The sequence below is a fragment of the Pseudomonas sp. Irchel s3b6 genome (genome assembly GCF_900187415.1).
Lineage (GTDB): Bacteria > Pseudomonadota > Gammaproteobacteria > Pseudomonadales > Pseudomonadaceae > Aquipseudomonas.
The window spans coordinates 100,030-125,856 of record NZ_FYDM01000011.1 but is presented as its reverse complement, the minus strand read 5'-3'; the positions used below and the strand labels follow the sequence as shown (position 1 = coordinate 125,856).

Annotated in this window: 23 protein-coding genes; 19 read left to right on the top strand and 4 right to left on the bottom strand. The window is 64.9% G+C overall.

All coding sequences use genetic code 11. The annotated features are described in order from the left end of the window. The first annotated feature begins 94 nt into the window (after window positions 1-94). The 14 genes from CKW07_RS18405 to CKW07_RS18335 all read left to right on the top strand — a co-directional run bounded on the left by CKW07_RS18405 (window position 95) and on the right by CKW07_RS18335 (window position 14,944). Window positions 95-1,027, top strand: a complete 933-nt coding sequence (locus CKW07_RS18405) for a 4-hydroxyproline epimerase (RefSeq protein ID WP_095146416.1) — start codon at window positions 95-97, stop codon at window positions 1,025-1,027. Next, a complete protein-coding gene (locus tag CKW07_RS18400) occupies window positions 1,024-2,139 on the top strand; it encodes an FAD-binding oxidoreductase (RefSeq protein WP_095146415.1) in 1,116 nt (371 codons plus the stop codon). Before CKW07_RS18405 ends, CKW07_RS18400 begins: the two co-directional genes overlap by 4 nt. After that, a complete protein-coding gene (locus tag CKW07_RS18395; RefSeq protein WP_095077294.1) occupies window positions 2,132-2,368 on the top strand; it encodes a (2Fe-2S)-binding protein in 237 nt (78 codons plus the stop codon). The genes CKW07_RS18400 and CKW07_RS18395 overlap by 8 nt, the downstream gene beginning before the upstream one ends. Continuing rightward, on the top strand, window positions 2,365-3,621 hold the full coding sequence (locus tag CKW07_RS18390; protein ID WP_095146414.1) for an FAD/NAD(P)-binding oxidoreductase: 1,257 nt from the start codon (window positions 2,365-2,367) through the stop codon (window positions 3,619-3,621). The genes CKW07_RS18395 and CKW07_RS18390 overlap by 4 nt, the downstream gene beginning before the upstream one ends. A gap of 72 nt (window positions 3,622-3,693) precedes the next feature. Further along, window positions 3,694-4,443, top strand: coding sequence for an AraC family transcriptional regulator (locus CKW07_RS18385; RefSeq protein ID WP_095146413.1), 750 nt, complete (start codon window positions 3,694-3,696; stop codon window positions 4,441-4,443). Between the two features lie 255 nt (window positions 4,444-4,698). Beyond that, the gene (locus CKW07_RS18380; protein ID WP_095077297.1) at window positions 4,699-5,517 is read left to right on the top strand and encodes a transporter substrate-binding domain-containing protein; all 819 of its coding nucleotides are present in this window, start codon (window positions 4,699-4,701) and stop codon (window positions 5,515-5,517) included. A gap of 10 nt (window positions 5,518-5,527) precedes the next feature. Beyond that, entirely contained in the window at window positions 5,528-7,306 is a 1,779-nt protein-coding gene (locus CKW07_RS18375; protein WP_095146412.1) for an aconitase X, read from the top strand. Beyond that, entirely contained in the window at window positions 7,299-7,964 is a 666-nt protein-coding gene (locus CKW07_RS18370; RefSeq protein ID WP_095146411.1) for an amino acid ABC transporter permease, read from the top strand. Before CKW07_RS18375 ends, CKW07_RS18370 begins: the two co-directional genes overlap by 8 nt. A gap of 10 nt (window positions 7,965-7,974) precedes the next feature. After that, window positions 7,975-8,625, top strand: a complete 651-nt coding sequence (locus CKW07_RS18365) for an amino acid ABC transporter permease (protein WP_095077300.1) — start codon at window positions 7,975-7,977, stop codon at window positions 8,623-8,625. Beyond that, on the top strand, window positions 8,618-9,340 hold the full coding sequence (locus CKW07_RS18360) for an amino acid ABC transporter ATP-binding protein (RefSeq protein WP_095077301.1): 723 nt from the start codon (window positions 8,618-8,620) through the stop codon (window positions 9,338-9,340). The genes CKW07_RS18365 and CKW07_RS18360 overlap by 8 nt, the downstream gene beginning before the upstream one ends. A 220-nt stretch (window positions 9,341-9,560) precedes the next feature. Then, window positions 9,561-10,589, top strand: coding sequence for a proline racemase family protein (locus CKW07_RS18350; protein WP_095077303.1), 1,029 nt, complete (start codon window positions 9,561-9,563; stop codon window positions 10,587-10,589). Window positions 10,590-10,774: 185 nt separating this feature from the next. Next, window positions 10,775-11,692: a dihydrodipicolinate synthase family protein gene (locus CKW07_RS18345; RefSeq protein ID WP_095077304.1), complete on the top strand. Its 918-nt coding sequence runs from the start codon at window positions 10,775-10,777 to the stop codon at window positions 11,690-11,692. Between the two features lie 71 nt (window positions 11,693-11,763). Then, window positions 11,764-13,164 carry a fosfomycin efflux MFS transporter AbaF gene (gene abaF, locus CKW07_RS18340; RefSeq protein ID WP_095146409.1) on the top strand — a complete coding sequence of 467 codons (1,401 nt, stop codon included), beginning with the start codon at window positions 11,764-11,766 and terminating at the stop codon, window positions 13,162-13,164. 196 nt (window positions 13,165-13,360) lie between these two features. Beyond that, the gene (locus CKW07_RS18335; protein WP_095146408.1) at window positions 13,361-14,944 is read left to right on the top strand and encodes an aldehyde dehydrogenase (NADP(+)); all 1,584 of its coding nucleotides are present in this window, start codon (window positions 13,361-13,363) and stop codon (window positions 14,942-14,944) included. Between the two features lie 143 nt (window positions 14,945-15,087). Here CKW07_RS18335 and CKW07_RS18330 read toward each other — a convergent pair whose 3' ends face one another. Further along, window positions 15,088-16,095, bottom strand: coding sequence for an Ldh family oxidoreductase (locus tag CKW07_RS18330; RefSeq protein ID WP_095146407.1), 1,008 nt, complete (start codon window positions 16,093-16,095; stop codon window positions 15,088-15,090). 115 nt (window positions 16,096-16,210) lie between these two features. Further along, the gene (locus CKW07_RS18325; protein WP_095146406.1) at window positions 16,211-17,125 is read right to left on the bottom strand and encodes a LysR family transcriptional regulator; all 915 of its coding nucleotides are present in this window, start codon (window positions 17,123-17,125) and stop codon (window positions 16,211-16,213) included. Between the two features lie 235 nt (window positions 17,126-17,360). Here CKW07_RS18325 and CKW07_RS18320 point away from each other — a divergent pair, with 235 nt between their 5' ends. From CKW07_RS18320 to CKW07_RS18310, 3 genes are read left to right on the top strand one after another with little or no spacing between them, the layout of a single operon-like run. Next, window positions 17,361-18,536: a M20 aminoacylase family protein gene (locus tag CKW07_RS18320; RefSeq protein ID WP_095146405.1), complete on the top strand. Its 1,176-nt coding sequence runs from the start codon at window positions 17,361-17,363 to the stop codon at window positions 18,534-18,536. Window positions 18,537-18,582: 46 nt separating this feature from the next. Further along, the gene (locus CKW07_RS18315) at window positions 18,583-19,362 is read left to right on the top strand and encodes an ABC transporter substrate-binding protein (protein ID WP_095146404.1); all 780 of its coding nucleotides are present in this window, start codon (window positions 18,583-18,585) and stop codon (window positions 19,360-19,362) included. 9 nt (window positions 19,363-19,371) lie between these two features. Further along, complete coding sequence (locus CKW07_RS18310; RefSeq protein WP_095146403.1) at window positions 19,372-20,220, top strand: phytanoyl-CoA dioxygenase family protein; 849 nt, start codon at window positions 19,372-19,374, stop codon at window positions 20,218-20,220. 108 nt (window positions 20,221-20,328) lie between these two features. On the opposite strand, the gene CKW07_RS18305 is transcribed toward CKW07_RS18310, so the two are convergent. Further along, a complete protein-coding gene (locus CKW07_RS18305; RefSeq protein WP_095146402.1) occupies window positions 20,329-20,787 on the bottom strand; it encodes a GNAT family N-acetyltransferase in 459 nt (152 codons plus the stop codon). 479 nt (window positions 20,788-21,266) lie between these two features. Here CKW07_RS18305 and cax point away from each other — a divergent pair, with 479 nt between their 5' ends. Both cax and CKW07_RS18295 read left to right on the top strand, forming a co-directional pair. Further along, the gene (gene cax / locus CKW07_RS18300) at window positions 21,267-22,325 is read left to right on the top strand and encodes a calcium/proton exchanger (RefSeq protein WP_095146401.1); all 1,059 of its coding nucleotides are present in this window, start codon (window positions 21,267-21,269) and stop codon (window positions 22,323-22,325) included. Window positions 22,326-22,353: 28 nt separating this feature from the next. Next, window positions 22,354-24,111 carry a SulP family inorganic anion transporter gene (locus CKW07_RS18295; protein WP_095146400.1) on the top strand — a complete coding sequence of 586 codons (1,758 nt, stop codon included), beginning with the start codon at window positions 22,354-22,356 and terminating at the stop codon, window positions 24,109-24,111. A 43-nt stretch (window positions 24,112-24,154) separates the two neighbouring features. Here the strand turns inward: CKW07_RS18295 and CKW07_RS18290 are convergent, their stop codons facing one another. Further along, entirely contained in the window at window positions 24,155-25,609 is a 1,455-nt protein-coding gene (locus tag CKW07_RS18290) for a GGDEF domain-containing protein (protein ID WP_095146399.1), read from the bottom strand. Between the last annotated feature and the right edge of the window lie 218 nt (window positions 25,610-25,827).

Genomic DNA, 25,827 nt, shown 5'->3' with positions numbered 1-25,827 from the left:
ATTTCGTCATCGGCGCCGGATAAATCCATCAAGCCGACACCCCCCTGGACAGGCCACTCTTTCGTTCACTCATCTGAACGGACGTGGCCCACCCATGAAACGCATCACCGTGATCGACTCCCACACCGGCGGCGAACCTACCCGCCTGGTGACCGCCGGTTTCCCTGACCTGGGCAGCGGCAGCATGGCCGAACGTCGCCAGCGACTGGCCGAGCACCACGATCAATGGCGCGCCGCCTGCGTGCTGGAGCCACGGGGCAGCGACGTGCTGGTGGGCGCACTGCTGTGCGAGCCTGTGGACCCGAGCGCCTGTGCCGGGGTGATTTTCTTCAACAACACCGGTTACCTGGGGATGTGCGGCCACGGCACCATCGGCCTGGTGGCCTCGCTGGCACACCTGGGCAGGATCGGCCCTGGTGTGCACAGCATCGAGACCCCGGTGGGCACCGTGCAGGCGACCTTGCACGAAGACCATTCGGTGAGCGTGCGCAACGTACCGACCTACCGTTACCGCAAGGCCCTGGCCCTGGAGGTCCCGGGAATCGGCCGGGTGGTCGGCGACATCGCCTGGGGTGGAAACTGGTTTTTCCTGATGGCCGAGCATGGCCTGCGGGTGGCCGGCGACAACCTGGACGCACTGACCGCCTACACCTTCGCCGTGCAGCAGGCACTGGAAGTCCAGGGCATCCGTGGCGAAGACGGCGGCCTGATCGATCATGTCGAACTGTTCGCCGATGACGAGCAAGCCGACAGCCGCAACTTCGTGCTCTGCCCCGGCAAAGCCTACGACCGCTCACCCTGCGGCACTGGTACCAGCGCCAAACTGGCGTGCCTGGCCGCCGACGACAAGTTGCAGCCGGGGCAGATCTGGCGCCAGGCCAGTGTGATCGGCAGCGAGTTCGAAGGCTCTTACGAACGGCAGGGCGAGCGCATTGTGCCGACCATTCGCGGTCGCGCGTTCATCAGCGCCGAAGCCAGCCTGATCATCGAGCAGGACGACCCGTTCGCCTGGGGCATTCGCCCATGAGCCAGGGCCAGGTGGCCGATGTGATCGTGATCGGCGCCGGCATCATCGGCGCCGCCTGTGCCCAGGCCCTGGCCCTTCGCGGCTTGCACGTACTGGTGCTGGACGCTGGTTTGCCCGGCGCCACGGCGGCTGGCATGGGGCACTTGCTGGTGCTCGACGATAACCCGGCCGAACTGGCCCTGAGTCAGTATTCCCTGCAACGCTGGCGCGAACACGCGCCATCCTTGCCCGAAGGCTGCGCCTACCGTAGCAATGGCACCCTGTGGCTGGCGGCCAATGCCGAAGAAATGGCCGTGGCCCAGAGCAAATACCTGAACCTGCAGGCCCAGGGCGTGGCGTGCGAGTTGCTCGGTGCCAGCGCCCTGCGCCAGCGCGAACCGGAACTGCGCGCAGGCCTGGAGGGCGGCCTGCTGATCCATGGCGACGGCATTCTCTATGCCCCGGCCACCGCTCGCTGGATGCTCGACCACGCGAACATCCGCCAACGCCGGGCGCGGGTCTGCGAAGTCGAGGGCAACCGCGTGCGCCTGGACGACGGCCACTGGCTGAGTGCCGAGGCCGTGGTGCTGGCCAACGGTGTCCAGGCCAGCGAGCTGTGCCCGGAGTTGCCGATCGAACCGAAGAAAGGCCACCTGCTGATCACCGACCGCTACCCCGGCACCGTCACCCACACGCTGGTGGAACTCGGTTACGTCACCAGCGCCCACAATGCCACAGGCCCATCGACGGCCTGCAACATCCAACCGCGGCCGACCGGGCAGTTGTTCATCGGTGCCTCGCGCCAGTTCGGCACCACCGACCCCCAGGTCGAGGGCTGGATGCTGGCGAAGATGCTCAAGCGCGCTACCGAGTACATGCCGGGGCTGGCCCGGCTCAATGGCATCCGCGCCTGGACCGGCTTTCGTGCCGCCAGCCCCGACGGCCTGCCGCTGGTGGGCCAGCACCCGCAACGCAAGGGCTTGTGGCTGGCGGTCGGTCACGAAGGCCTGGGGGTGACCACCGCCCCCGGCACCGCGGACCTGTTGCTGGCGCAGTTGTTCGACGAGCCCTCGCCACTGGCCGCGCAACCTTATCTGCCACAACGTTTCCTCGGGGAGGCCGTGTATGCCTGACTTGATCCTGGACGGTCGTGCCCTGCGCGTGGCCGAAGGCACCAGTGTGGCCGCCGCGCTGGCCCTGGGGGGCGACGGTTGCAGCCGCACCTCGGTCAGTGGCCAGCGCCGCGCACCGCTGTGCGGCATGGGCATCTGCCAGGAATGCCGGGTGACCATTGACGGCAGGCGGCGCCTGGCCTGCCAAACTCAATGCCGTGATGGCATGCAGGTGGAGACACGACCATGAGCGACTACGCCGACCTGCTGATCATCGGTGCCGGCCCCGCCGGCATGGCCGCCGCCCTCGCCGCCGCCCCCAGTGGCGCACGCATCGTCCTGCTCGACGACAACCCGCTGCCGGGTGGGCAAATCTGGCGCGACGGCCCCCAAGCCAGCCTGCCGAACCCGGCCCGCCGCCTGCGCGAGCGCCTGGAGGCCTGCCGCAACATCCGCCGTCACCCCGCTACCCGGGTGATCGCCTGCGCTGGCCCGAAACAACTGCTGGTGGAAGACGATGAGCGCGGCTGGCTGATCGGCTACGACAAACTGATCCTGTGTACCGGTGCCCGTGAACTGCTCCTGCCCTTCCCCGGCTGGACCTTGCCGGGGGTGACCGGGGCCGGTGGCCTGCAGGCGCTGATCAAGGGTGGCCTGCCGGTACAGGGCGAACGCCTGGTGATCGCCGGCAGCGGACCGTTGCTGTTGGCCTGCGCCGCCACCGCCCGACACAACGGCGCCCACGTACTGCGCATCGCCGAGCAAGCCTCGCTGGCCGCCGTCGCCGGCTTCGCCGCGCACCTGCCACGCTGGCCCAACAAGCTGATGCAGTCGTTCACCCTGTTCGACCGTCACTACCGCAGCAGCACCCATGTACTGGCCGCCCTCGGCACTGAACGGCTGGAAGGCGTACGCCTGCAACAACACGGAAAAATCGTCGAGCTGGCCTGTGATCGTCTGGCCTGCGGCTTCGGCTTGATCCCCAACACCCAATTGGGCCAGGCCCTGGGGTGCGCCGTCGAAGGGCAAGCCCTGGCGGTGGATGCCTGGCAGGCCAGCAGCCGTGCCGATCACTATGCGGCGGGCGAATGCACCGGTTTCGGCGGCAGCGAGCTGGCGCTGGTGGAAGGCGCGATTGCCGGCCACGCCGCCGTCGGGGACAGGGGCGCGGCCCGGCACCTGTGGCCGCGCCGGGCGCGTTGGCAGGGCTTTGCCAAGGCGCTGAACCGGGCGTTTACCCTCGGTGCGCCACTCAAGTCCCTGGCCACTCCCGACACCCTGGTCTGCCGCTGCGAAGACGTGCCCTACTCGGCACTGGCCGGCCACGCCGACTGGCGCGAGGCCAAGCTGGCCAGTCGCTGCGGCATGGGCGCCTGTCAGGGCCGGGTATGCGGCGGTGCCGTGCAGCACCTGTTCGGCTGGCAACCCTCGACGCCACGCCCACCGTTCAGCCCGGCACGGATCGAGACCTTGCTGTGCCTGGACGACACCCCGCCGGCCTGAATCCCACCGGGGCTTCCGGCCACGCGGCCGAGCCTCTATGATCCCGGGGGTCCCCACCAGACCCTCGGCGCCATGTACCCCTCACTCAACGCCTTCAAGCCCTGCGACCTGCCGACCTTGCTCGACAGCCTGGCCCCCATCGCACCCTTGCTCGACACCCTGGCGGACGTGGTGTTTTTCATCAAGGACCGCGAGGCCCGCTATGCCTTCGTCAACCAGACCCTGGCCCGGCGCTGCGGCTTCAAGCACAGTGCCGACCTGCTCGGGTTGACCGCCGACCAGGTCTTCCCCGAACGCTTCGGCCCGCTTTACACCGAACAGGATCGGCGGGTGCTGGCCAGCGGTCGTGAGCTGGCCGACCAGCTTGAACTCCATCTCTACTTCGGCAACCAGCCCATCTGGTGCCTGACCCACAAGCTCGCCCTGCGCGACCAGCACGGTCATATCGTCGGCCTGGCCGGCATCTCCCGCGACTTGCAGTTGCCGCAATCCAGCCACCCGGCGTTCCAGAAACTGGCGGCGGTGGACGCCCATATCCGTCGCCACTTCGCCCGGCCTATCAGCTTGGCCGAGCTGACGGCCATCGCCGGTTTCTCCGTGGCGCAACTGGAGCGTCACTGCAAACGGGTGTTCCAGCTCACCCCACGGCAGATGATTCACAAGGCCCGCCTGGAGGAAGCCTCGCGGCTGTTACTGGAGACCGAACAGCCCATCACCGAGATCGCCCTGCGCTGCGGTTACACCGACCACAGCGCCTTCAGCCGGCAGTTCCGCGCCTTGACCAGCCTCTCGCCCAGCCAATACCGCGACAACCGGCGCTGAGCCTGGGCCCCGCCGGTGTTCCCGAAAGGGGCGCCCCCTCACCCACTGCTCCCATATGTAACACCCACCACCGGGCGTCCGACGCGCCGGGTGTCACCCTGTCGGCGACTGCCCCCCTGCAAAGCCTCTAGCTCAAGGCCTGAGAATTTATTCGTGCTTCGGCCTGGAAACAGGCACAGTGATTGCTATTGTTAATATCGTATACGAAATCCCCAATACGATACCTGACCGCACTTCACCCACCACGAGGCCTCTATGAAAAACCCAGCATTTGCCGTAGCCCTCAGCGCTGTGCTCAGTACCTCCTTCATCGCCACCGCCCAGGCCGACAAGCTCGACGACATCATCGGTTCCGGCAAGCTGCGCTGCGCCGTGACCCTGGACTTCCCGCCCATGGGTTTTCGCGATGCCGGCAACAACCCGGCCGGATTCGACGTGGACTACTGCCACGACCTGGCGAAGATCCTCGGCGTGGATGCCGAAGTGGTGGAAACCCCCTTCCCCGACCGCATCCCGGCACTGGTCTCCGGGCGCGCCGACGTGATCGTCGCCTCGACCTCCGACACCCTCGAACGGGCCAAGACCGTCGGCCTGACCGTGCCCTACTTCGCGTTCCAGATGGTGGTGCTGACCCGCGACAACACCGGCATCAACGGCTTCGCCGACCTCAAGGGCAAGCCCGTGGGCAACACCAGCGGCACCTATGAGGCCATCGCCCTGGAAAAAGACGTGAAGAACTGGGGCACCGGCACCTTCCGCGCCTATCAGTCGCAGAACGACACCCTGCTGGCGGTCGCCCAGGGCCATATCGACGCTACCGTGGTAACCAACACCGTGGCCGCCGCCACCCTCAAGTCAGGCAAATACAAGAACCTGAAAGTCGCCGGCAACGCCCCCTACGTGATCGACTACGTATCCCTGGGCGCCAAGCGCAACGAGTATGGCCTGCTCAACTACCTCAACCTGTTCGTCAACCAGCAGGTGCGCACCGGTCGTTACAACGAGTTGTTCGTCAAATGGGTCGGCACCGAGATCCCGCCCACCAATCTGACCGTGCCACAGGTCTACTACTGAGATGTCCGGTATGCCTGGGCCAACCGCTCTGACCGGGCGCAGCCTGGTCGCGGGCGCCGCACAGGGCGCCCTGTTGTTCGCCGACGTCGGCTTGAGTTTCTGGGGTGGGGTCGACCCGTTCAGCGGGGAAGTCATCGACCGCCACCACCCCCTCAGCGGTGAACACCTGGCCGGCCGGGTGCTGGCCATTCCCAGTGGCCGTGGCTCTTGCACCGGCAGCAGTGTGTTGATGGAGTTGATCAGCAACGGCCATGCACCCGCTGCCCTGGTGCTGGCTGAAGCGGATGAAATCCTCACCCTGGGCGTGCTGGTGGCCCAGGTCATTTTCGAGCGTTCCCTGCCGGTGCTGTGCATCGGCAGGGAGGCCTTCGCCGCCTTGCGCGGCAAGGCCTTCGCACGAGTCGAGGACGGCGCCCTGAAACTGTTCCCACAACCACCGGAGGATGCCTGGCGGGCAGCCGCTCCGCCATTGCCCGGCGCAGCGGGCACACCCTCGTTCGAACTCACCGGGTTCGATCGGGCGCTGCTCGACGGCCAACAGGGCAAGGCCGCCCAGGTGGCCATGCAGATCGTCCTGCGCATGGCCGAACTGCAAGGTGCCCACGGCCTGGTGGATGTCACCCAGGCCCACATCGATGGCTGCATCTACACCGGGCCGGCGAGCCTGCGCTTTGCCGAACAACTGGTGCAATGGGGAGCAAAGGTCCGGGTGCCAACCACCCTCAATTCGATCTCCGTCGACCAGCGCCGCTGGCGCGAACTGGGCATCGACCCGACCCTCGGGGAACCGGCCAGTGCCTTGGGCGACGCGTACATGGCAATGGGCGCGCAGCTGAGTTTCACTTGCGCGCCCTACCTGCTCGACAGCGCACCGAAGGCCGGCGAGCAGATCGTCTGGGCCGAGTCCAACGCCGTGGTCTACGCCAACAGCGTGCTCGGCGCCCGCACCCTGAAATACCCGGACTACCTGGACATCTGCATCGCCCTGACCGGTCGCGCGCCGCTGATTGGCTGCCACCTGGACGCGCAGCGCAAAGCGGCGCTGCGCGTCGAACTGCCCGACCTGGGGGAGCTGGACGATGCCTTCTACCCGCTGCTGGGTTATCACATCGGCGGTTTGGCGGGGAGCCGCATTCCCCTGGTGCTCGGGCTGGAACAGCGCACGCCTGACCTGGACGACCTGAAAGCCTTCGGCGCGGCCTTCGCCACCACCTCTGCCGCCCCCTTGTTCCACATCGCCGGGGTCACCCCGGAAGCCATGGACCCGGCGCAGATGCTGGACCCGCAGGCCGTCATACCGCTGCAGCGCATCCGCCTGGAGGACCTGCTGGTCAGCTGGCGCGAGCTCAACAGCGCCCGCGACAGCCGGGTGGATGTGGTGTCGCTGGGCAACCCGCATTTCTCCCTCAGCGAATTTGCCCGGCTAGCGCGGCTGTGTCGCGGTCGGCGCAAGCACCCGCAGGTGGTGCTCGCCATCACCTGCGGCCGTGCGGTGCTGGAGCAGGCGCGCGCGGCCGGGCACATCGCGGTGATCGAGGCCTTTGGCGCGACCCTGGTCACCGATACCTGCTGGTGCATGCTCGGCGAGCCGGTGATCCCGCCGGCCGCCACCACCTTGATGACCAACTCGGGCAAGTACGCCCATTACGCACCGGGCCTGGTGGGGCGCAAGGTGCACTTCGCCAGCCTCCAGGAATGCGTCGACGCTGCCTGCAGTGCCACCGCCAGCGGGCGCCTGCCGGCCTGGCTGCAACCTGCCACCCACCTTGAGAGCCCCGCGCATGTTTGATTACACCTTCCAATGGCGCTCTGCGCTGCGTGCCCTGCCGGACATGCTCGCCGGTGCGCTGGTCACCTTCGAGACCGCGGCGCTGTCGATGATCTTCGGCGTGCTGATCGCCCTGGCCCTGACCGTGATGCGAGAAACCAAAAACCCGCTGCTGCGTGGCATCGGCAACGGCTGGGTATCGATCGCCCGCAACACCCCGTCGCTGTTCCAGATCTACGTCCTGTATTTCGGCCTGGGTTCCCTGGGCCTGCATGTCAGTTCGTGGCTGGCCCTGCTGGCCGGGATCACCTTCAACAATGCCGGTTACCTGGCGGAGAACTTTCGCGGAGGTCTCAAGGCGGTGCCCGATACCCAAGTGCGGGCGGCACGCTCGCTGGGCATGAGTGCCTTCCAGGCCTACCGCATGATCATCGTCCCGCAATTGCTGCGGATCGTGTTCTACCCATTGACCAATCAGATGGTCTGGGCGGTGCTCATGACCTCGCTGGGGGTGATCGTCGGGCTGAACAACGACCTGACCGGGGTGACCCAGGACTACAACGTCAAGACGTTCCGCACCTTCGAGTACTTCGCCATTGCAGCGGTGCTGTATTACCTGATTGCCAAGGCGATCGTCGCGGTAGCCCGGCTGATGTCCTGGCGGCTGTTCCGTTACTGAGGAGGTGAACATGTCGAACACCGGCTTTTCCATGAATGACCTGCTGTTCCTCCTCGAGGGTGCCTGGGTCACGCTACAACTGACGTTCTGGTCGATCATCCTCGGCTCCTTCGCCGGGCTGCTATTCGGTCTGCTGCGCGCCCTGTTGCCACGGGCCAGCCTGCCACTGGCCTGGGTGCTGGACGTGTTTCGCAGCGTGCCGCTGCTGATCCAGTTCGTGCTGTTCAACTCGCTCAAGAGCATCGTCGGCCTGGACATCAGCGCCTTCAGCGTTGGCTGCATTGTGCTGGGGGTCTACGCCGCCGCGTACTTCACCGAGATCGTGCGCAGCGGCGTGCTCTCGGTGCCGTTCACCCTGCGCCGGGCCAGCCGCTCGCTGGGGCTCAGCTACCTGCAGGACCTGCGCTGGATCGTCCTGCCGATGGCCACCCGCGTGGCTTTCCCCGGCTGGCTGAACCTGGTGCTCAGTGTGATGAAAGACACCGCGCTGGTGATGTGGATCGGCATCGTCGAACTGCTGCGCGCCTCGCAAACCATCGTGACCCGCATCCAGGAACCCCTGCTGGTGCTGTGCATCGCGGGCCTCATCTACTACGTCATGAGCCTGGTGGTCGCTCGCCTGGGCGCCCGTCTGGAAAGAAGGTGGCAAGAAAATGATTGAGATCGACAACGTACACAAATCCTTCGGCGACCTGGCAGTGGTCAAGGGTGTCAGCCTGACGGTGAACAAGGGCGAGGTGGTGTCGATCATCGGCGGCTCCGGCTCCGGCAAATCCACGCTGCTGATGTGCATCAACGGCCTGGAGCCGATCCAGAAAGGCAACATCCGCGTCGACGGCGTCGAGGTCCACCACAGCGCCACCGACCTCAACCGCCTGCGGCAGAAGATCGGCATCGTGTTCCAGCAATGGAACGCCTTTCCCCACCTCACGGTGCTGGAAAACGTGATGCTGGCGCCACGCAAGGTGCTCGGCAAAAGCAAGGCCGAGGCCGAGGAACTGGCGGTCCGGCAGCTGACCCACGTGGGCCTGGGCGACAAGCTCAAGACCTTCCCCGGCAAGCTCTCCGGTGGTCAACAACAGCGCATGGCAATTGCCCGCGCCCTGGCCATGTCGCCGGACTACATGCTGTTCGACGAGGCCACCTCGGCCCTCGACCCGCAGCTGGTGGGCGAGGTGCTGGACACCATGCGCATGCTCGCCGAAGACGGCATGACCATGGTCCTGGTGACCCATGAAATCCGTTTCGCCCGCGACGTATCCGACCGCGTGGCGTTCTTTCGCAACGGCCTGGTGCATGAGATCGGCTCGCCGGACCAGGTCATTGGCAATCCCTTGCACGCGGAAACCGCGGCCTTTCTCAAATCAGTGAAATAACCAATGGCCGACGCAAACCTCCTGTAGGAGCTGGCTTGCCAGCGATGGTCGTTAACGATGACGCGTGCAGTCTGAATAAACGCGTCGCTCTTGCGACCATCGCGAGCAAGCTCGCTCCCACAGGGTTGGGTGGTGTACACAAAATCGATGGCTGCCACAGATCAATGTGGGAGCGGGCTTGCCCGCGATGGGCCTCAATAGGTGATAGAAGGATTAAGCCATGCGTTCATCAAAAGTCATCCATGTAGTCAGCTGCCATGCTGAAGGCGAAGTCGGCGACGTGATCGTCGGCGGCGTCGCCCCGCCACCCGGCGCCACGGTATGGGAACAGTCACGCTGGATCGCCCAGGACCAGACCCTGCGCAACTTCGTACTCAACGAACCGCGCGGCGGGGTGTTTCGCCACGTCAACCTGCTGGTGCCGGCCAAGGACCCCAGGGCACAGATGGCCTGGATTATCATGGAGCCGGCCGATACCCCGCCCATGTCCGGCTCCAACTCATTGTGCGTGGCCACCGTGCTGCTCGACAGCGGCATCCTGCCGATGACCGAACCGCAGACCCGGCTGGTGCTCGAAGCCCCCGGTGGCCTGATCGAGGTCGTGGCCGACTGCCGTGACGGCAAGGTCCAACGGGTCGAAGTCAAGAACGTACCCTCCTTCGCCGACCGCCTCAATGCGTGGATCGAAGTCGAAGGCCTGGGCTCATTGCAGGTCGACACCGCGTACGGCGGCGACAGTTTCGTGATCGCCGACGCCAAGGGCCTGGGCTTTGCCATCGCGCCGGACGAGGCGGCCGACCTGGTGGCGGTCGGGCTGAAAATCACCCGGGCGGCCAACGAGCAACTGGGTTTCGTCCATCCGCTGAACCCTGAGTGGTCGCACATCTCCTTCTGCCAGATCGCTGCCCCCATCGTGCATGAGAACGGCATCGCGACCGGGGCCAACGCGGTGGTGATTCAACCGGGCAAGATCGACCGCTCCCCCACCGGCACCGGCTGCTCGGCACGCATGGCGGTGATGCAGGCCAAGGGACTGATGCAGGTGGGCGAGCGCTTTATCGGCCGCTCGATCCTTGGCTCCGAGTTCCACTGCCGCATCGATTCGCTGACCGAAGTGGCCGGGCGCCCGGCGATATACCCGTGCATCTCCGGCCGCGCCTGGATCACCGGCACCCACCAGTTGCTGCTCGATCCCAGCGATCCGTGGCCACAAGGCTATCGCCTGTCCGACACCTGGCCCGGCGCCTGACGCCGAACCGGAGCTTTTGTGGCGAGGGAGCAAGCTCCCTCGCCACAGGAATCGGCGCAATCGGGAAATACCGTTCCCCCAGACCAACGGCTGAAAAAACCACTGTTTGATTGAAAAAAGCACTAGCCGAGCATCGCCATTTAAAATATCGTATACGAAATACAATAAACGAACCGGAGGCAACAATGAGCAAGCGCATTAACTGGAGTGGCGTCTTCCCCGCGGTGACCACTCAATTCAACGATGACTTCTCGATCAACCTGGAAAAAACCCACCAGGTGATTTCCAACGTGATCCGTGACGGCGTGTCGGGCCTGGTGGTGTGCGGTTCGGTGGGGGAAAACACCTCACTGACCGCCGAAGAAAAAATCGCCGTGACCGAAGTTGCGGTCGACGCTTCCCGAGGCCGGGTGCCGGTGATCTGCGGTGTCGCCGAGTTCACCAGCGTGCAGGCGGCCAAGGTCGCCAACGCGGTACGCCGGGTCGGCGTCGACGGTGTGATGCTGATGCCGGCGCTGGTCTACGGCTCCAAGCCGTTCGAGACCGCCGAGCACTACCGCTACGTGGCCAAGAATGCCGACGTGCCGCTGATGGTTTACAACAACCCACCGATCTATAAGAACGACGTCACCCCGGACATCCTGATTTCCCTGGCCGACTGCGACAACGTGGTGTGCTTCAAGGACTCCTCCGGCGACACCCGCCGCTTCATCGACGTGCGCAATGAAGTGGGTGATCGTTTCGTGCTGTTCGCAGGCCTCGACGACGTGGTGCTGGAAAGCATCGCCGTGGGCGCCGAAGGCTGGGTCTCGGGCATGTCCAACGTGTTCCCGAAAGAAGGCGAAACCATCTTCCGCCTGGCCAAGGCCGGTCGCTTCGCCGAAGCCATGCCGATCTACGAATGGCTGATGCCGATCCTGCACCTGGACGCCCGCGCCGACCTGGTGCAGTGCATCAAGCTGTGCGAAGCCATCGCCGGCCGTGGCAGCGCCCTGACCCGTCCGCCACGCCTGGCCCTGCCGGAAGCCGACCGGGTGTTCGTCGAGCGGATCATGGCCAAGGCCCTGGCCAACCGTCCGGAGTTGCCGGACGTCGGTCTCTGAGTGATTGCCGGGCCGGCCCTCACGGGCCAGCCCCGGCTACCTGTCTTTGCGCCCCTACAGGAAACGCCAGCATGTCCAATCCTCAGCACACCCACAGCGCAACCACCCCTTCGGGACTCAAGCGTGTCGTGGCCGCCGCCATGGCCGGCACCGTCGCCGAATGGTATGAATTCTTCCTCTACGGCACCGCCTCCGCACTGGTCTTCGGCCAGTTGTTCTTTCGCCAGACCGACAGCCCGATCGACGGCATCATCGCCGCCTTCGCCTTGTACGCGGTCGGCTTTCTCGCCCGCCCGCTGGGCGGCCTGGTGTTCGGTCACTACGGCGACAAATTCGGCCGCAAGCGCCTGCTGCAACTGAGCCTGGTGGTGGTCGGCATCACCACCTTCCTGATGGGCTGCCTGCCCGGTTTCGACCAGATCGGTTATGCAGCGCCGGTGCTACTGGTACTGCTGCGGCTGATCCAGGGCTTCGCCTTCGGTGGTGAATGGGGCGGCGCGATCCTGCTGGTCTCCGAACACTGCCCGGACAATCGCCGGGGTTTCTGGGCCAGTTGGCCGCAAGCCGGGGTGCCAGCCGGCAACCTGGTGGCCACGGTCGCCCTGCTGCTGTTGTCCTCGAACCTGTCGGAGGAACAATTCCTCGCCTGGGGCTGGCGCGTGGCGTTCTGGTTCTCGGCGGTGGTGGTGCTGATCGGCTACTGGATTCGTACCAGTGTCGATGACGCACCAATTTTCAAGGAAGCCCAGGCCCGTCAGGCGCAGACCAAGCAACAGCAACTGGGGGTGGTGGAAGTCCTGCGTCACCACTGGCGCGCGGTGCTGGTGGGGATCGGCGCACGGTTTGCCGAAAACATCCTGTACTACACCGTGGTGACCTTCTCGATCACCTACTTGAAACTGGTAGTGCACAAGGACACCTCGGAGATTCTGCTGCTGATGTTCGGTGCGCACCTGCTGCACTTCTTCCTGATTCCGGTGATGGGTTACCTGTCCGACCTGGTCGGGCGCAAACCGGTGTACTTGACCGGCGCGGTCCTCACGGCCTTCTGGGGTTTCGTCGGGTTCCCGATGATGGACACCGGCAACAACTGGCTGATCATGGCCGCGATCACCCTGGGCCTGGCCATCGAGTCGATGACCTATGCGCCCTACTCGGCCCTGATGGCCGAAATGTTCCCGACCCACGTGCGCTATACCGCGTTGTCCCTGTGCTACCAGGTGGCGCCGATCTTCGCCGGCTCCCTGGCGCCGCTGATTGCCATCACCCTGCTCAACAAGTACCACAGCTCCACGCCGATCGCCTGGTACCTGGTCGGTGCCTCGGTGATTTCCCTCATCGCCGTCGGCCTGACCCGGGAAACCCGTGGCAAGTCGCTGCATCAGGTGGATGCCGAGTCGGCGGCGCGGATCGCGGCGTTGGGTCACGCAGCACCAGCGTCTACGCGCCGGGGTAGTGAGTTGGTCAGTTAAGCGAACGTCGACCTGTGTAGGAGCAGCCGGTCGACGCTCGAGTGCTCGCGATGGACGTTAACGATAACGCGTGCTTTCTGATTAAACGCGTTGCCCTTGAGTTCATCGCGAGCACGCTCACTCCTACAAATGCGACCTCCGCTCCTTAACTGATCGGCATTAGGCATTAGCCCCCTCTTTTCAACAGGAGTTTTCCATGCCCGAGATCATCGGCCATAACTACATCGGCGGTGCGCGCAGTGCCGCCGGCCACATCACCTTGCACAGCCATGACGCCACCCGTGGCGAAGCCCTGCCCTACACCTTCACCCAGGCCACACTCGAGGAAGTGGACGCTGCCGCCCTGGCCGCCGCGGCGGCCTACCCGACCTTTCGCAACCTGCCAGCCAGTCGTCGGGCGGAGTTTCTCGAGGCCATCGCCAGCCAACTGGATGCCCTGGATGACGAATTCGTCGCCCTGGTCACCCGGGAAACCGCCTTACCCAGCGGGCGTATCCAGGGCGAGCGCGGGCGCACCAGCGGGCAAATGCGCCTGTTCGCCCAGGTGCTGCGCCGGGGCGATTTCTATGGGGCGCGCATCGACCGGGCATTGCCCGCGCGTCAGCCGCTGCCACGGGTCGACATCCGCCAGTACCGGATCGGCGTCGGTCCGGTGGCGGTGTTCGGCGCAAGCAACTTCCCCCTGGCGTTCTCCACCGCCGGTGGCGACACCGCAGCGGCGTTGGCCGCCGGTTGCCCGGTGGTGTTCAAGGCCCACAGCGGACACATGGCGACGGCCGAGCGCGTGGCCAATGCGATCCTGCGCGCCGCCGAGCAAACCGACATGCCCAAGGGCGTGTTCAACATGATCTACGGGGCCGGCGTCGGTGAAGCACTGGTCAAGCATCCGGCGATCCAGGCCGTCGGTTTCACCGGTTCGCTCAAAGGTGGCCGCGCCCTCTGTGACATGGCCGCCGCCCGGCCACAGCCGATCCCGGTGTTCGCCGAAATGAGCAGCATCAACCCGGTGCTGGTATTGCCCGAAGCCCTGCACCTGCGGGGCGAGAAAATCGCCAGCGAACTGGTGGCGTCGGTGGTCCAGGGCTGCGGTCAGTTCTGCACCAACCCGGGCCTGGTGATCGGCATGCACTCTCCTGCGTTCAGCGCGTTCGTTGAACACCTCGCCGCGCACATGGCCGAACAGCCGGGGCAAGTCATGCTCAACGCGGGTACGTATCGTAGCTACAGCAACGGCGTGCAAGCGTTGCTCAGCCATCCGGGCATCCATCGCCTGGCCGGCCAGGATCAACCAGGCAATCACGCACAACCGCAACTGTTCAAGGCCGACGCCAGCCTCTTGCTCAGGGGGGATCCACTGCTGCAGGAAGAAGTGTTCGGTCCCACGACCATCGTCGTCGAAGTCGCCGACAAGGCACAGTTGCGACAGGTGCTGAACAGTTTGCACGGCCAACTCACCGCCACCCTGATCGGCGAAGCGCAGGACCTGCAGGAGCACGGCGAGTTACTGGCGCTGCTGGAGCAAAAAGTCGGCCGAGTACTGTTCAACGGTTATCCGACGGGGGTCGAGGTCTGCGATGCCATGGTCCATGGCGGGCCGTACCCGGCCACCTCCGACGCCCGTGGCACCTCGGTCGGCAGCCTGGCCATCGAGCGTTTCCTGCGCCCGGTGTGCTACCAGAACTGCCCGGACGCCCTGCTGCCCGAGGCGCTCAAAGACGCCAACCCGCTGGGCATTGCCCGCCTGGTTGACGGCAACAGCCAGCGCGAAGCGCTTGCGTAAAACAACGCTCGACGCCCTGTCACGATCGTTCCCACGCTCCTGCGTGGGAATGCCTCAAGGGACGCTCTGCGTCCAGTGACGCGGAGCGTCACCGGCTGCATTCCCACACAGAGCGCGGGAACGATCGACCGTAGGAGCGAGCATCAGGCCAGCAGTGCCTTCAGGTCGTGGTACAAGGCCTCGGGGATCTGCACCCCTTCCACCAGGCTACGCGCTCGCGCTTCATAGCGTCGTTGCGACGGCAGACGCGCGCCCTGCCCCTGGATACTCTCGAACAAGACTTCGGCCCGGGCCAGGTGGTGCTCGGTGGCCTCGCCGAGAAAGCGCCGTGGGTCGAGGGCAATGATCAGTTCGCCATGGTATGGCGACGACTTGCTGCCGGCGTCATAGGCCAGCGATTCGGCGCTGGTCAGGTCACCGATCAATGGCCCGGCGATCAATTCCACCATCGCCGCCAGCGCCGAACCCTTGTGCCCACCGAACGTGAGCATCGCGCCCGTATCCAGCACCACGTTGGCATCGGTGCTCGGTCGCCCCTGGGCATCCACGCCCCAGCCCTCGGGAATCGCCTTGCCGGCACGCCGGTGCAACTCGATGTCGCCCCGGGCAATGGCACTGGTGGCGAAGTCGAAGACAAAGGGGTCCTGGCCCGCACGGGGCCAGCCGAAGGCAATCGGGTTGGTACCGAACACCGGCTGGTTGCCACCGGCCGGCGCGACCCAGGCATGGCTGGGGTTGCAGGCCAGGGCCACCAGGCCGGCGGCGGTCAACTGCTCGATCTCCACCCACAAGGCGGAAAAATGCACGCACCGATTGATCGCCAGGGCGGCAATCCCGTTGGCCCGGGTTTTCTCCTGCAGCAAGGGCAAGCCGGCCTGGTACGCCAACTGGGAAAACCCGCCGGCGGCATCCACCCGTACGATCGACGGCGCCTGGTCGATGACCTGGGGCTGGGCATCGGCCACCACCTTGCCGGCCCTGAGGGAATTCACGCAGCCCAGGACCCGGTACAAACCGTGGGAGGCACAGCCATCGCGCTCACCGGCGATCACCGTGGCGGCCACCGCCTGGGCATGGGCCGCGTTGAAACCGTTGTGTAGCAGGATCGACTCGGCCAGTTCGCGGGCCTCGATCAGGGTCAGTCGGATCATAATCAACTCCTTGGACAGACCGTCCAGACTGGCCCATTGCAGGGTGTGAAGCTTGATCGCTTTAGGCAGGCTCGATGACGAATTCAGCACAACGAGCGTTGTATGACTGCCGTGCTCAGACCAGTAGGTCGACCGTCTGCAGCATCCGCCGATACGGCGACTGTGCCTGGCCCATCTCAAAGTGAATGACGTCGATCAGACACTCCAGGAACCGCTCCGCCGCCGGGCGCAGGGGCTGGCCGCTGCGGCTGATGGCCCCCACCGAGGCACTGCCGACCGGCTCGCGCAACGGCAAGGCGCACAAGCCCTCGCGCTGCGCGCAAATCTCCACCAACGGCCAGGGGAAGATGCTCAACATGTCGGTCTCGCGCAGCAGGCTCAACAGCATCGACAGCGAGTGGGCGAAATGCACATGCCCCTGGCGGGTGATCGTTTCGTCCTGCTGTGAGGCCAGGATCCAGTCGGCTGCGTCCAGCTCCGCCATGGCGTGACAGTCCGACAGCGGGTGTTGCTGACGGGCCACCACCGCACAATCGGCGGTGAACAAGGGTTGGCAGGTCAGGTCGGCGTTGCGGCTATGGGTATCCAGCCGCCCGACGAACAGATCGATGCTGCCTTCGCGCAGCCGCGGGCAGGCCACGGACGAAAGCCCTTCATGCAGTTCCAGTTGCACCTGGGGAAAGCGCTGGCGAAAACACACCACGGCCTTGGGCATCAGCGTCATCGCCAGCCACGGCGTCACCGCGACCGCCAGGCGCCCGGTGAGCTCGCCGTTGCCGTCAGCCAGCACTTGGCGGGCACTGACCATCTGCGCCACCAGCAACCGGGCCTCGACCAGCAATTTCTTGCCGACTTCGGTAAACACGATCCCGGAGGTGTGCCGGATCAGCAATTGCGTGGCGGTGTCGGCCTCGAGTTTCTGCAGGGCCTTGGTGACCGCGGCCGGTGAGGTGTCGAGCCGCCTGGCCGCGCCGCGAATACTGCCCGCATCGGCCACGGCCACCAGGGCATTGAGTTGATAGAACTTCATAGTGTCCGCCACTGTTAACCCTGGGTTGCCGTGTTGACTTTCGGATGTCTATGGGCCGCTCACGTGGCCCTCTAAGCTCGGACCACAGAGCCCGGGCCTTGCACCGCTGCCAGGGACCGTAGCAGAAAACGCCCGCAAGGTTCGCCCAAACGCAGGCTGTCGTGAACCCTGGCACAGGTTGCGGTGCGGGCGACAGTCGGGTTGGACCTCCCGATCATCAAGGAAAACGCTGCCCATGTCCGAGCCCATCACGCTGCTGCAAGAGATCGAGCACGAAATGCGCGAACTGCGCCACCGGATCCATGCCAACCCCGAACTGGGCTATCAGGAAGTCGAGACCAGCCAGCTGGTCGCCGAACGCTTGCTCAAGTGGGGCTACCAAGTGACCCGTGGCCTGGCTGAAACCGCCGTCATCGGCACCCTGAAGAAAGGCACCGGTACCCGGGTGATCGGCATCCGGGCGGACATGGACGCGTTGCCCATCCTGGAGAAGACCGGCCTGCCCTACGCCAGCCGGATACCGGGAAAAATGCACGCCTGCGGCCACGACGGGCACACGGTCATGCTGCTCGCCGCCGCCTACGCCCTGGCCCACGACCACCCGTTCGATGGCACCGTGCACCTGATTTTCCAGCCGGCCGAGGAAGGCCTGGCCGGCGCCCGCAGAATGATCCAGGAAGGCGTGCTGCAACAGTTCCCCTGCGATGCGGTGTTCGCCGCGCACAACATGCCGGGCTACCCCACCGGTAAACTCGGGTTCCGCGCCGGGCCGTTCATGGCCTCCGCCGACCAGGTCAATGTCACGATCCACGGCAAGGGCGGCCATGGCGCCATGCCCCACCTGACCGTCGACCCGGTGGTGGTCTGCGCCAGCATCATCATGGCCTTGCAGACCATCGTCTCGCGCAATGTGTCGCCGCAGGAGATGAGCGTGATCACAGTCGGGGCGGTCAACGCCGGCAAGGCTTCCAACGTGATTGCCGACAGCGCCCACATGCTGATCTCGGTACGGGCACTGGACAACACGGTCAGGGATCGCCTGGAGCACCAGATCAAGCAACTGATTCACGCCCAGGCCCAGGCATTCGGCGCGAGCGCCGAAATTGACTACAGTGCCGACTACCCGTTGCTGATCAACGATGCGCACATGACCCGGTTCGCCAGCCAGGTGGCCACCGACTGGCTGGGTGCGGACGAAGTCATGAACGACATCGCGCCCTTCAATGGCAGTGAGGATTTCGCCTATTTCCTGCAGCAATGCCCGGGCTGCTACCTGATTATCGGCAACGGCGACGGTGAGAAGAGCTGTATGGCCCACGACCCTCGCTATGACTTCAACGACGAGATCCTGCTGCGCGGCGCTGGCTTCTGGGTCAAGTTGACCGAGGCCTTCTTACCGCTCAACCCTTGAACCCAGACCTGCCAAACCGTGAAAAACCATAATAAAAGAGGTCATCATGCAGCCACGCAAACTCCGCTCTACCCTGATGTTGCTCGGGTTGATCTTCGCCCCGCTGTCCCAGGCGCAGCCGGTGATCAAGTTCGGCGTCGACCCCAGCTACCCGCCTTTCGAACAGAAGCAGCCCGACGGCTCGCTGAGCGGTTTCGATATCGACCTGGGCAATGCCCTGTGCGCCGAGTTGCAGGTCAAGTGCATCTGGGTCGAACAGACCTTCGACGGCATGATCCCGGGGTTGAAGGCGAAGAAATTCGACGCCATCCTGTCGGCCTTCAGCGCCACCGCGGCGCGGCGCCAGCAGGTCGATTTCAGCGACCGGATCTACACAGCCCCGTCCTCGCTCGTCGCCCGCAAGGACAGCGGCCTGCTGCCCACGGCCGAGTCCCTCAAGGGCAAGTCGGTGGGGGTAGTCCAGGGCACGCTGCATGAAAGCTTCGCCCGCTCGCACTGGGGCAACCAGGGGGTCAGCATCCTGACCTACCAGACCCAGGACCAGGTGTTTTCCGACCTGATCAACGGGCGCCTGGATGCAACGTTCCAGGCTTCGGTACAGGCCGATGTCGGTCTGCTGCAAAAGCCCCAGGGCCAGGCCTTCGCCTTTGCAGGCGCGCCCATCACCGACAAGAGCATCATCGGCGACGGGGTGGCCATCGGTGTGCGTAAAAACGAGCCCGAACTCAAGGCGCAGTTGAACACGGCCCTTGCCAGCATTCGCCAGTCCGGCGAGTACGACCAGATCGCGAAGAAGTACTTCAACTTCGACATTTACGGTGAGTGAGGCCAGGCCATGAACGACATGATCCCATTCGGTGAGTCCGGTTTTGCCTGCCCCGTGAGCGATGAGGCCGTGCGTGCCTTTCAGGCCCATGGCGCGGTGTGCATCCGTAACGCGTTCACCCCACAGCAAATCAGCGAGTTGACCCAGGGTATCGAACGCAACCTTGCCCGCCCCAGCCCGCGCGCCAAAGTGGCGAGCAGTGCCTCGGACCCGGGCTGGTTTTTCGAGGACTTCTGCAACTGGCAGGAGAACGCGCACTACCGCGACTTCATCTTCAACTCTGCCATCGCCCCCATCGCCGCCGCGTTGTTGGACAGCCAACAGGTGCGCCTGCACCACGACCACTTGCTGGTCAAGGAACCCAATACCCGCCAGCGTACGCCCTGGCACCAGGACCAGCCCTACTACAACATCAGCGGCTCGGACACCGTCAGCTTCTGGATTCCCGTCGACCCGGTGTCCAGGGAGTCGACCCTGGAGTTCATCGCTGGCTCGCACAAGGGTCCTTGGCTGATGCCCCGCACCTTCATGGACAGCCAGGCCAAATGGTTTGCCGAGGGCACCCTGAACGAACTGCCGGACATCGAGAACCACCGCCAGGACTATCCCATCCTCGGCTGGGCACTGGAACCGGGGGACATGGTGTGCTTCAACATGCTGACCTTGCACGCCTCCGCAGGCGTCGGCGGCCAGAACCGCCGTCGCGCGTTTTCGGTGCGGGTCATCGGTGACGACGTCAGGCATGCGCCCAGGGCCTGGGCCACTTCCCCCGACTTTCCCGGGCTGCAGGAAAGCCTGGCGCCGGGCGCGCCCATGGAGCATGCGTTGTTTCCGACGTTGTCGCAGCACGGGCGTTGAATGCCGTCGGGCCTTGAGACCAGGGCCCGGCGATCGGCAATAGCCAGGGGCAGGCAGGGCTGTTGTGGCGAGAGTATCTGCGCAGCCATGAGGTTGCGCGGGTTGACGCTATAAGTCCCGCGACATCAGCCACTGCTCTTTGCCCCACGCCTCGAATCGCTCCATGACTTTCCAGCCGCGCCGGGCGTAATAATCACGTTGGTCGTGGGTGTGCAAATACAGGGTCGGGATGCCGGTTTCCCTGGCGTGGTCGCAGATACCTTCGATCAACTGCGCTGCGAGCCCTTTCCCTCGGGCTTGAGGGGTGATGAACACACAGGCCAGCCACGGGCCCAACTCCGGCCGATCAGGCAGATCGTCGCTGGCAAGGGCCGCGCCACCCAGCAGTTGCCCTCGGTCCAGGACGATCAACGACTTCCAGTTGCCGTCACGCTGCCCATCAGCGAACTCACGTTGCCAATCGGAAAGAGACTGCCGTGCATATTCGTAGCTGAATTGCCGATACAACCATTCGGCCATCGTGGCGCACTGATCCATGTGGTGGTCGAGCCAGTCCATGTGCAGCATGTGAAGCGCTCCTTTTGTCTGGGTTTGCATGACGCGATGCAGGGCCGTCGGATACCACCAGGAAGACCGCCCGCTGCGGCAGATTAGGTGAAATCCCTGGGGGCTGCCTGAGCGTCTCAACCCGGCGACGACCGGAGCCGGCCAGGCCTGGCGGAACACAACACGGCGTCAACGACAGCTGCCTGCCAGGCAAAACGACTGCTAGGCTTTCCGTTAGCCCTGAGCACATCTTGCCTTCCCTGCCGCCCCAAGGCTGTCGGCAGGTGCCGGTCGTTTCCTGGTGTACGTCGGCAACCTCAGGCAGTTGGCGGTTCGTTGATAAATATCAGAGGGGCGCTACCGGTGCTCCAGTACCCTTTCGCGGGCCATCGCCACCGGCGGCTGGCATCAACGATGCGTGCGAAACGGATTCGAACCATCAGAACAACCAGCCACTGCCAGCCATTTCCCATGACCGGCGCCGCTTGCGAGGTAAGTCAATGCTCTACTGGATGCTGCTCTTCATCCCCGGTGCCATCCTCCTGGAGTTCCTGGTACCGCAGCAGCACCTGCTGATCTTCCTGACCGCCGCGCTGGCCATCGTGCCGCTGGCCGGCTGGCTGGGCCGGGCCACCGAGCAGTTGGCGGAGCGCTCCGGCGAGGGCGTGGGCGGACTGCTCAATGCCACGTTCGGCAACGCCACCGAACTGATCATCGCCCTCAGCGCACTGCGCGCCGGCTTGCACGACGTGGTGCAAGCCTCCATCGTCGGCTCCATCATCGGCAATATCCTGCTGGTGCTGGGCGCCGCCATGCTCGCCGGGGGGCTGGGGCACAAGGAGCAGCACTTCAATGCCTCCGCCGCCCGCTCCCAGGCCACCTTGCTGACCCTGGCAACCATTGCCCTGATCCTCAGTTCAGTAGTGGCCTCCCGTGTCCCTAGCGCGCCGCAGGCGTTAAGCCTGTACATCTCCCTGGTCCTGTTGCTGGTGTACGGGCTGTTCCTGGTGTACTCGCTGGTCACCCACAAAAGCCTGTTTGCCGGGGAACCGGTGGTGCGCGATGCGAGCATGCCGCCCCTCTGGTCGATGAAAAAAGCGTTGCTGGTACTGGCGGCAGCCACCCTGATGATCGCCTGGATCAGTGAAATCCTGGTGGCCGCCATCGAGCCGAGCGCCCATCAACTGGGCCTGAGCAATCTGTTCGTCGGGGTGTTCATCGTCGCGATACTCGGCAATGCGGCCGAGCATTTTTCCGCGATTTCCGCCGCCCGGAAAAATCGCATGGACCTCGCGCTGTCGATCTCCATTGGCTCCAGCATTCAGGTCGCCCTGTTCGTCGCCCCCGTCCTGGTCCTGGCCAGCTATGCTATCGGTGCAGCGCCCATGGACCTGGCCTTCCCCGGCGGCCTGGTACTCAGCGTGCTGCTGGCCGTGCTGATTACCGGCCAGGTGGCGGCCGACGGGCGATCGGACTGGCTCAAAGGCGTACAGCTACTGGCGGTGTACCTGATCCTCGGCCTGGCCTATTTCTTCATACCAGAGGCTGTGAGCGCCTGAACCCTATCGACCCAAGGAAAACGTCGCCATGAGCGAAGTCCAGCCCTCCGAACCCGGGCAAGCAACGCCCCCTCAGAACCGTGGCCTGTCCGGCTGGCAACGCTGGCTGCCTGGGCTGCAATTGATGCGCAGCTACCAGCCCGGCTGGCTGCCGAAGGACCTGATTGCCGGCCTGGTGCTGACCACCATGCTGATCCCGGTGGGCATCGCCTATGCCGAGGCCTCGGGGGTGCCGGGCATCTACGGCCTGTACGCCACGATCATTCCGCTGCTGACCTATGCCCTGTTCGGCCCCAGCCGCATCCTGGTACTGGGCCCCGACTCGGCGCTGGCGGCCATCATCATCGCCGTGGTCCTGCCGCTGTCCGGTGGCGACCCCATGCGTGCCATCGCGCTGGCCAGCGCCATGGCCCTGGTGTCGGGCCTGGTCTGCATCGGTGCCGGGCTGCTGCGCCTGGGCTTCATCACCGAATTGCTGTCCAAGCCGATCCGCTATGGCTACATGAACGGCATCGCCTTCACCGTGCTGATCAGCCAGACGCCCAAGCTGTTCGGCATCTCCATCGACAGCAGCGGTCCGCTGCGCGACATCCTGGCCCTCAGCCAGGCTCTGCTTGCGGGGCAGGCTAACTGGATGGCCTTCGCCATCGGCATCGGCACGCTGGCGCTCATCCTGCTGCTTGCGCGCTTTGACCGCGTACCTGGCATCCTCATCGCGGTGGTCGCCGCCACCCTGGTGGTTGGCGGCCTGAGTCTGGACGCGGCCCATGACCTCAAGGTGCTGGGTCCCCTACCCGAGGGCCTGCCCGGTTTCAGCCTGCCCTGGCTGACACTGACCGACCTGAGCACCGTACTGATAGGCGGCTTCGCCGTGGCGCTGGTGTCCTTCGCCGACACCAGCGTGTTGTCGCGCACCTACGCCGCGCGGACCCGCACCCACGTCGACCCGAATCAGGAAATGATCGGCCTGGGCGCTGCCAACCTGGCCGCGGGACTGTTCCAGGGCTTTCCCATCAGCAGCAGCTCCTCGCGCACCCCGGTGGCCGAGGCGGCCGGTTCCAAGACCCAGCTCACCGGCGTGTTCGGCGCCGTGGGCGTGTCGCTGTTGCTGCTGTTCGGCCCCAACCTGCTGCAGCACCTGCCCAACAGCGCCCTGGCCGCGGTGGTGATCGCCGCCGCCATCGGCCTCTTCGAATTCAAGGACCTGCGACGCATCTACCGCATTCAGCGCTGGGAGTTCTGGCTGTCGGTCACCTGCTTCGTCGGCGTCGCCGTGCTCGGCGCGGTACCGGGCATCGGCCTGGCGGTGGTGGCGGCGGTGATCGAATTCCTCTGGGACGGCTGGCGCCCGCATTTCGCCGTGCTTGGCCGCGTCGACGGGATTCGCGGTTATCACGACATCTCGCGCTACCCCCACGCCCGCCGCGCCCCGGGCCTGGTGTTGTTCCGCTGGGACGCACCGCTGTTCTTCGCCAATGCCGAACTGTTCCAGAACTGCGTCATGGAAGCCGTCGCCCAGTCCCCGACACCCGTGCGCCGGGTGGTCGTGACCGCAGAACCGGTCACCAGCGTGGACGTGACCTCGGCGGACATGCTGGTGGAGCTGGAACAAGCCCTGCGCGCCATAGGCGTCGAACTGCGATTTGCCGAGATGAAAGACCCGGTCAAGGACAAGCTGCTACGCCTGGAAGTGCTGGAGCGCATCGGCAGCGAGGTGTTCCACCCGACGGTGGGCGCGGCGGTGGATGCGTACCTGGATGAGCATGAGGTGGATTGGACGCCTTGAAGCAAGCCCGGCCGGGACGCTGTTCAATCAGTCAAGGCAGGGCTCAGGCACAGCTGGGCGATACAGGCACCTGGCTGATGTCGCAGACATAGCGATCGCGCCCCTGTTGCTTGGCCTGGTACAGCAACTGGTCGGCGCGGATCAGTAACGCCTCGAGGCTGTCGCCGGCACCGCGCCACGTGCTGACACCCAGGCTGCACGTCACGCCAATGCACTGCCCTTCATGGCTCAAGGGGGCCTTGCGCAGCGTTTTCAGCAGACGCTCCGCCAGAAGCCGGGCACCCTCCAGATTGGTGTCCGGCAGCAGGATGACAAACTCCTCGCCGCCCATGCGGGCGAGCACGTCATGCTGGCGGATGATCCGCTCCAGCTGGCGCACGAAAAATTTCAACACCTGGTCACCACCATCATGGCCATAGGTATCGTTGATCCGCTTGAAATGGTCGATGTCCAGCTGCAACACGCTCAGCGGACGACCGTTGCGGACGGCGCGGCTCAGTTCGCGCTCGCCCAGCACCATCAACGCACGCCGGTTGTAGGCACCGGTAAGAAAGTCACGGGTGGCCGCCTGGTGATGCCCCACGCTGACATCGACCAGATGCACCAGCAGTAGACCGATCAACGGCAAACAGAGGAGCAACCCGGCGAGCAATATCAATGGAAAGCTATTGATTCGCACGAACAGCGCCAGGTAATTCGAGATCAGCGGCTCACTGTAGTAAATCAGTTGCAACTCGTGCTGGGGGTCCACCAGACGCCGGATAAATCGCTCGCCGCCCGCTGCCACGTCTACACCCTCGTCCACCACAGAAGCAGAGACAAACGCTGGGGGGGCCAGCGCCCTCCAGCCCTCGGCAGAGCAGGCCAGGAACTCGACCTTGCCTGAGGCCAGGTCCATATGAATGTCGAAATACAAGCCGGGATTGCGCCCTTGGGTCATGGCGACATGCAAGACAATGCCATCGCCGAACGCCATCGCCAGGTCAGGTCGCGCGGGTAACGGCAACGGTGGCAAATCGGTCTGCGTCTCCCGGATCAAGGCCAAATCACCCGTGCAGGCGTAGCCGACGACTTGTCGGCTGAGCAAGCGGATCATGCCTTCGTTCAAGCTCATGTGCGGCGAGTTCATAGCGGGCATGCTGTCTGCCATCGCACGCGGCACATTCAGCAGTTGCTGCTTGAGTTCGGGCATGTTCCGGGCCAGCGCCGCACTGACCCGCTCCCGACGGGTAATGCCATCGTTCGGCAGGCAAGTATCCGTCGGTAAGTTGGCCCACAACACCGACTGATGCAAATCATGGATAGAGAGTTGTTTCACCAGGCCCGAGAAGGCTCGATCAGTACGCTCCACCAGCGCCGCATGCTGCCCGGCGAGCAACAATTCACGCTGCAGTTGGTACTGATGCACAAGCCCCTGCAAGGCAGCCAGGGACAGCACCGCCACCACTAACCAACAACCGATCCTGACGCTGCGCGCGTGTTCGACGACCCAATTCATGACACCTGCTCCACTGCGGCACCTGGCACGCGTTGTCTTGCTCCACAGCTGATCTTGCGCAAGGCTGGAACGGCCGTGTCCAACTCTCTCGCATCAACATCGGCCTCACGATGGGCTCGCGGGGGGGGTAGTCAGGACGCGGCGGCAAACGGGGCCGCCGCCAGTGACGGGCCGACCACGGCGCTGACAATGGCCTGCAGTAACGCATACCCCCGGGC

What these genes read in the sequence shown, in the direction of transcription:
- CKW07_RS18405 (WP_095146416.1), top strand. Translation starts at nt 95, where the DNA reads ATGAAACGCATCACCGTGATCGACTCCCACACCGGCGGCGAACCTACC.
- CKW07_RS18400 (WP_095146415.1), top strand. Translation starts at nt 1,024, where the DNA reads ATGAGCCAGGGCCAGGTGGCCGATGTGATCGTGATCGGCGCCGGCATC.
- CKW07_RS18395 (WP_095077294.1), top strand. Translation starts at nt 2,132, where the DNA reads ATGCCTGACTTGATCCTGGACGGTCGTGCCCTGCGCGTGGCCGAAGGC.
- CKW07_RS18390 (WP_095146414.1), top strand. Translation starts at nt 2,365, where the DNA reads ATGAGCGACTACGCCGACCTGCTGATCATCGGTGCCGGCCCCGCCGGC.
- CKW07_RS18385 (WP_095146413.1), top strand. Translation starts at nt 3,694, where the DNA reads ATGTACCCCTCACTCAACGCCTTCAAGCCCTGCGACCTGCCGACCTTG.
- CKW07_RS18380 (WP_095077297.1), top strand. Translation starts at nt 4,699, where the DNA reads ATGAAAAACCCAGCATTTGCCGTAGCCCTCAGCGCTGTGCTCAGTACC.
- CKW07_RS18375 (WP_095146412.1), top strand. Translation starts at nt 5,528, where the DNA reads ATGCCTGGGCCAACCGCTCTGACCGGGCGCAGCCTGGTCGCGGGCGCC.
- CKW07_RS18370 (WP_095146411.1), top strand. Translation starts at nt 7,299, where the DNA reads ATGTTTGATTACACCTTCCAATGGCGCTCTGCGCTGCGTGCCCTGCCG.
- CKW07_RS18365 (WP_095077300.1), top strand. Translation starts at nt 7,975, where the DNA reads ATGTCGAACACCGGCTTTTCCATGAATGACCTGCTGTTCCTCCTCGAG.
- CKW07_RS18360 (WP_095077301.1), top strand. Translation starts at nt 8,618, where the DNA reads ATGATTGAGATCGACAACGTACACAAATCCTTCGGCGACCTGGCAGTG.
- CKW07_RS18350 (WP_095077303.1), top strand. Translation starts at nt 9,561, where the DNA reads ATGCGTTCATCAAAAGTCATCCATGTAGTCAGCTGCCATGCTGAAGGC.
- CKW07_RS18345 (WP_095077304.1), top strand. Translation starts at nt 10,775, where the DNA reads ATGAGCAAGCGCATTAACTGGAGTGGCGTCTTCCCCGCGGTGACCACT.
- abaF (WP_095146409.1), top strand. Translation starts at nt 11,764, where the DNA reads ATGTCCAATCCTCAGCACACCCACAGCGCAACCACCCCTTCGGGACTC.
- CKW07_RS18335 (WP_095146408.1), top strand. Translation starts at nt 13,361, where the DNA reads ATGCCCGAGATCATCGGCCATAACTACATCGGCGGTGCGCGCAGTGCC.
- CKW07_RS18330 (WP_095146407.1), bottom strand. Translation starts at nt 16,095, where the DNA reads ATGATCCGACTGACCCTGATCGAGGCCCGCGAACTGGCCGAGTCGATC.
- CKW07_RS18325 (WP_095146406.1), bottom strand. Translation starts at nt 17,125, where the DNA reads ATGAAGTTCTATCAACTCAATGCCCTGGTGGCCGTGGCCGATGCGGGC.
- CKW07_RS18320 (WP_095146405.1), top strand. Translation starts at nt 17,361, where the DNA reads ATGTCCGAGCCCATCACGCTGCTGCAAGAGATCGAGCACGAAATGCGC.
- CKW07_RS18315 (WP_095146404.1), top strand. Translation starts at nt 18,583, where the DNA reads ATGCAGCCACGCAAACTCCGCTCTACCCTGATGTTGCTCGGGTTGATC.
- CKW07_RS18310 (WP_095146403.1), top strand. Translation starts at nt 19,372, where the DNA reads ATGAACGACATGATCCCATTCGGTGAGTCCGGTTTTGCCTGCCCCGTG.
- CKW07_RS18305 (WP_095146402.1), bottom strand. Translation starts at nt 20,787, where the DNA reads ATGCTGCACATGGACTGGCTCGACCACCACATGGATCAGTGCGCCACG.
- cax (WP_095146401.1), top strand. Translation starts at nt 21,267, where the DNA reads ATGCTCTACTGGATGCTGCTCTTCATCCCCGGTGCCATCCTCCTGGAG.
- CKW07_RS18295 (WP_095146400.1), top strand. Translation starts at nt 22,354, where the DNA reads ATGAGCGAAGTCCAGCCCTCCGAACCCGGGCAAGCAACGCCCCCTCAG.
- CKW07_RS18290 (WP_095146399.1), bottom strand. Translation starts at nt 25,609, where the DNA reads ATGAATTGGGTCGTCGAACACGCGCGCAGCGTCAGGATCGGTTGTTGG.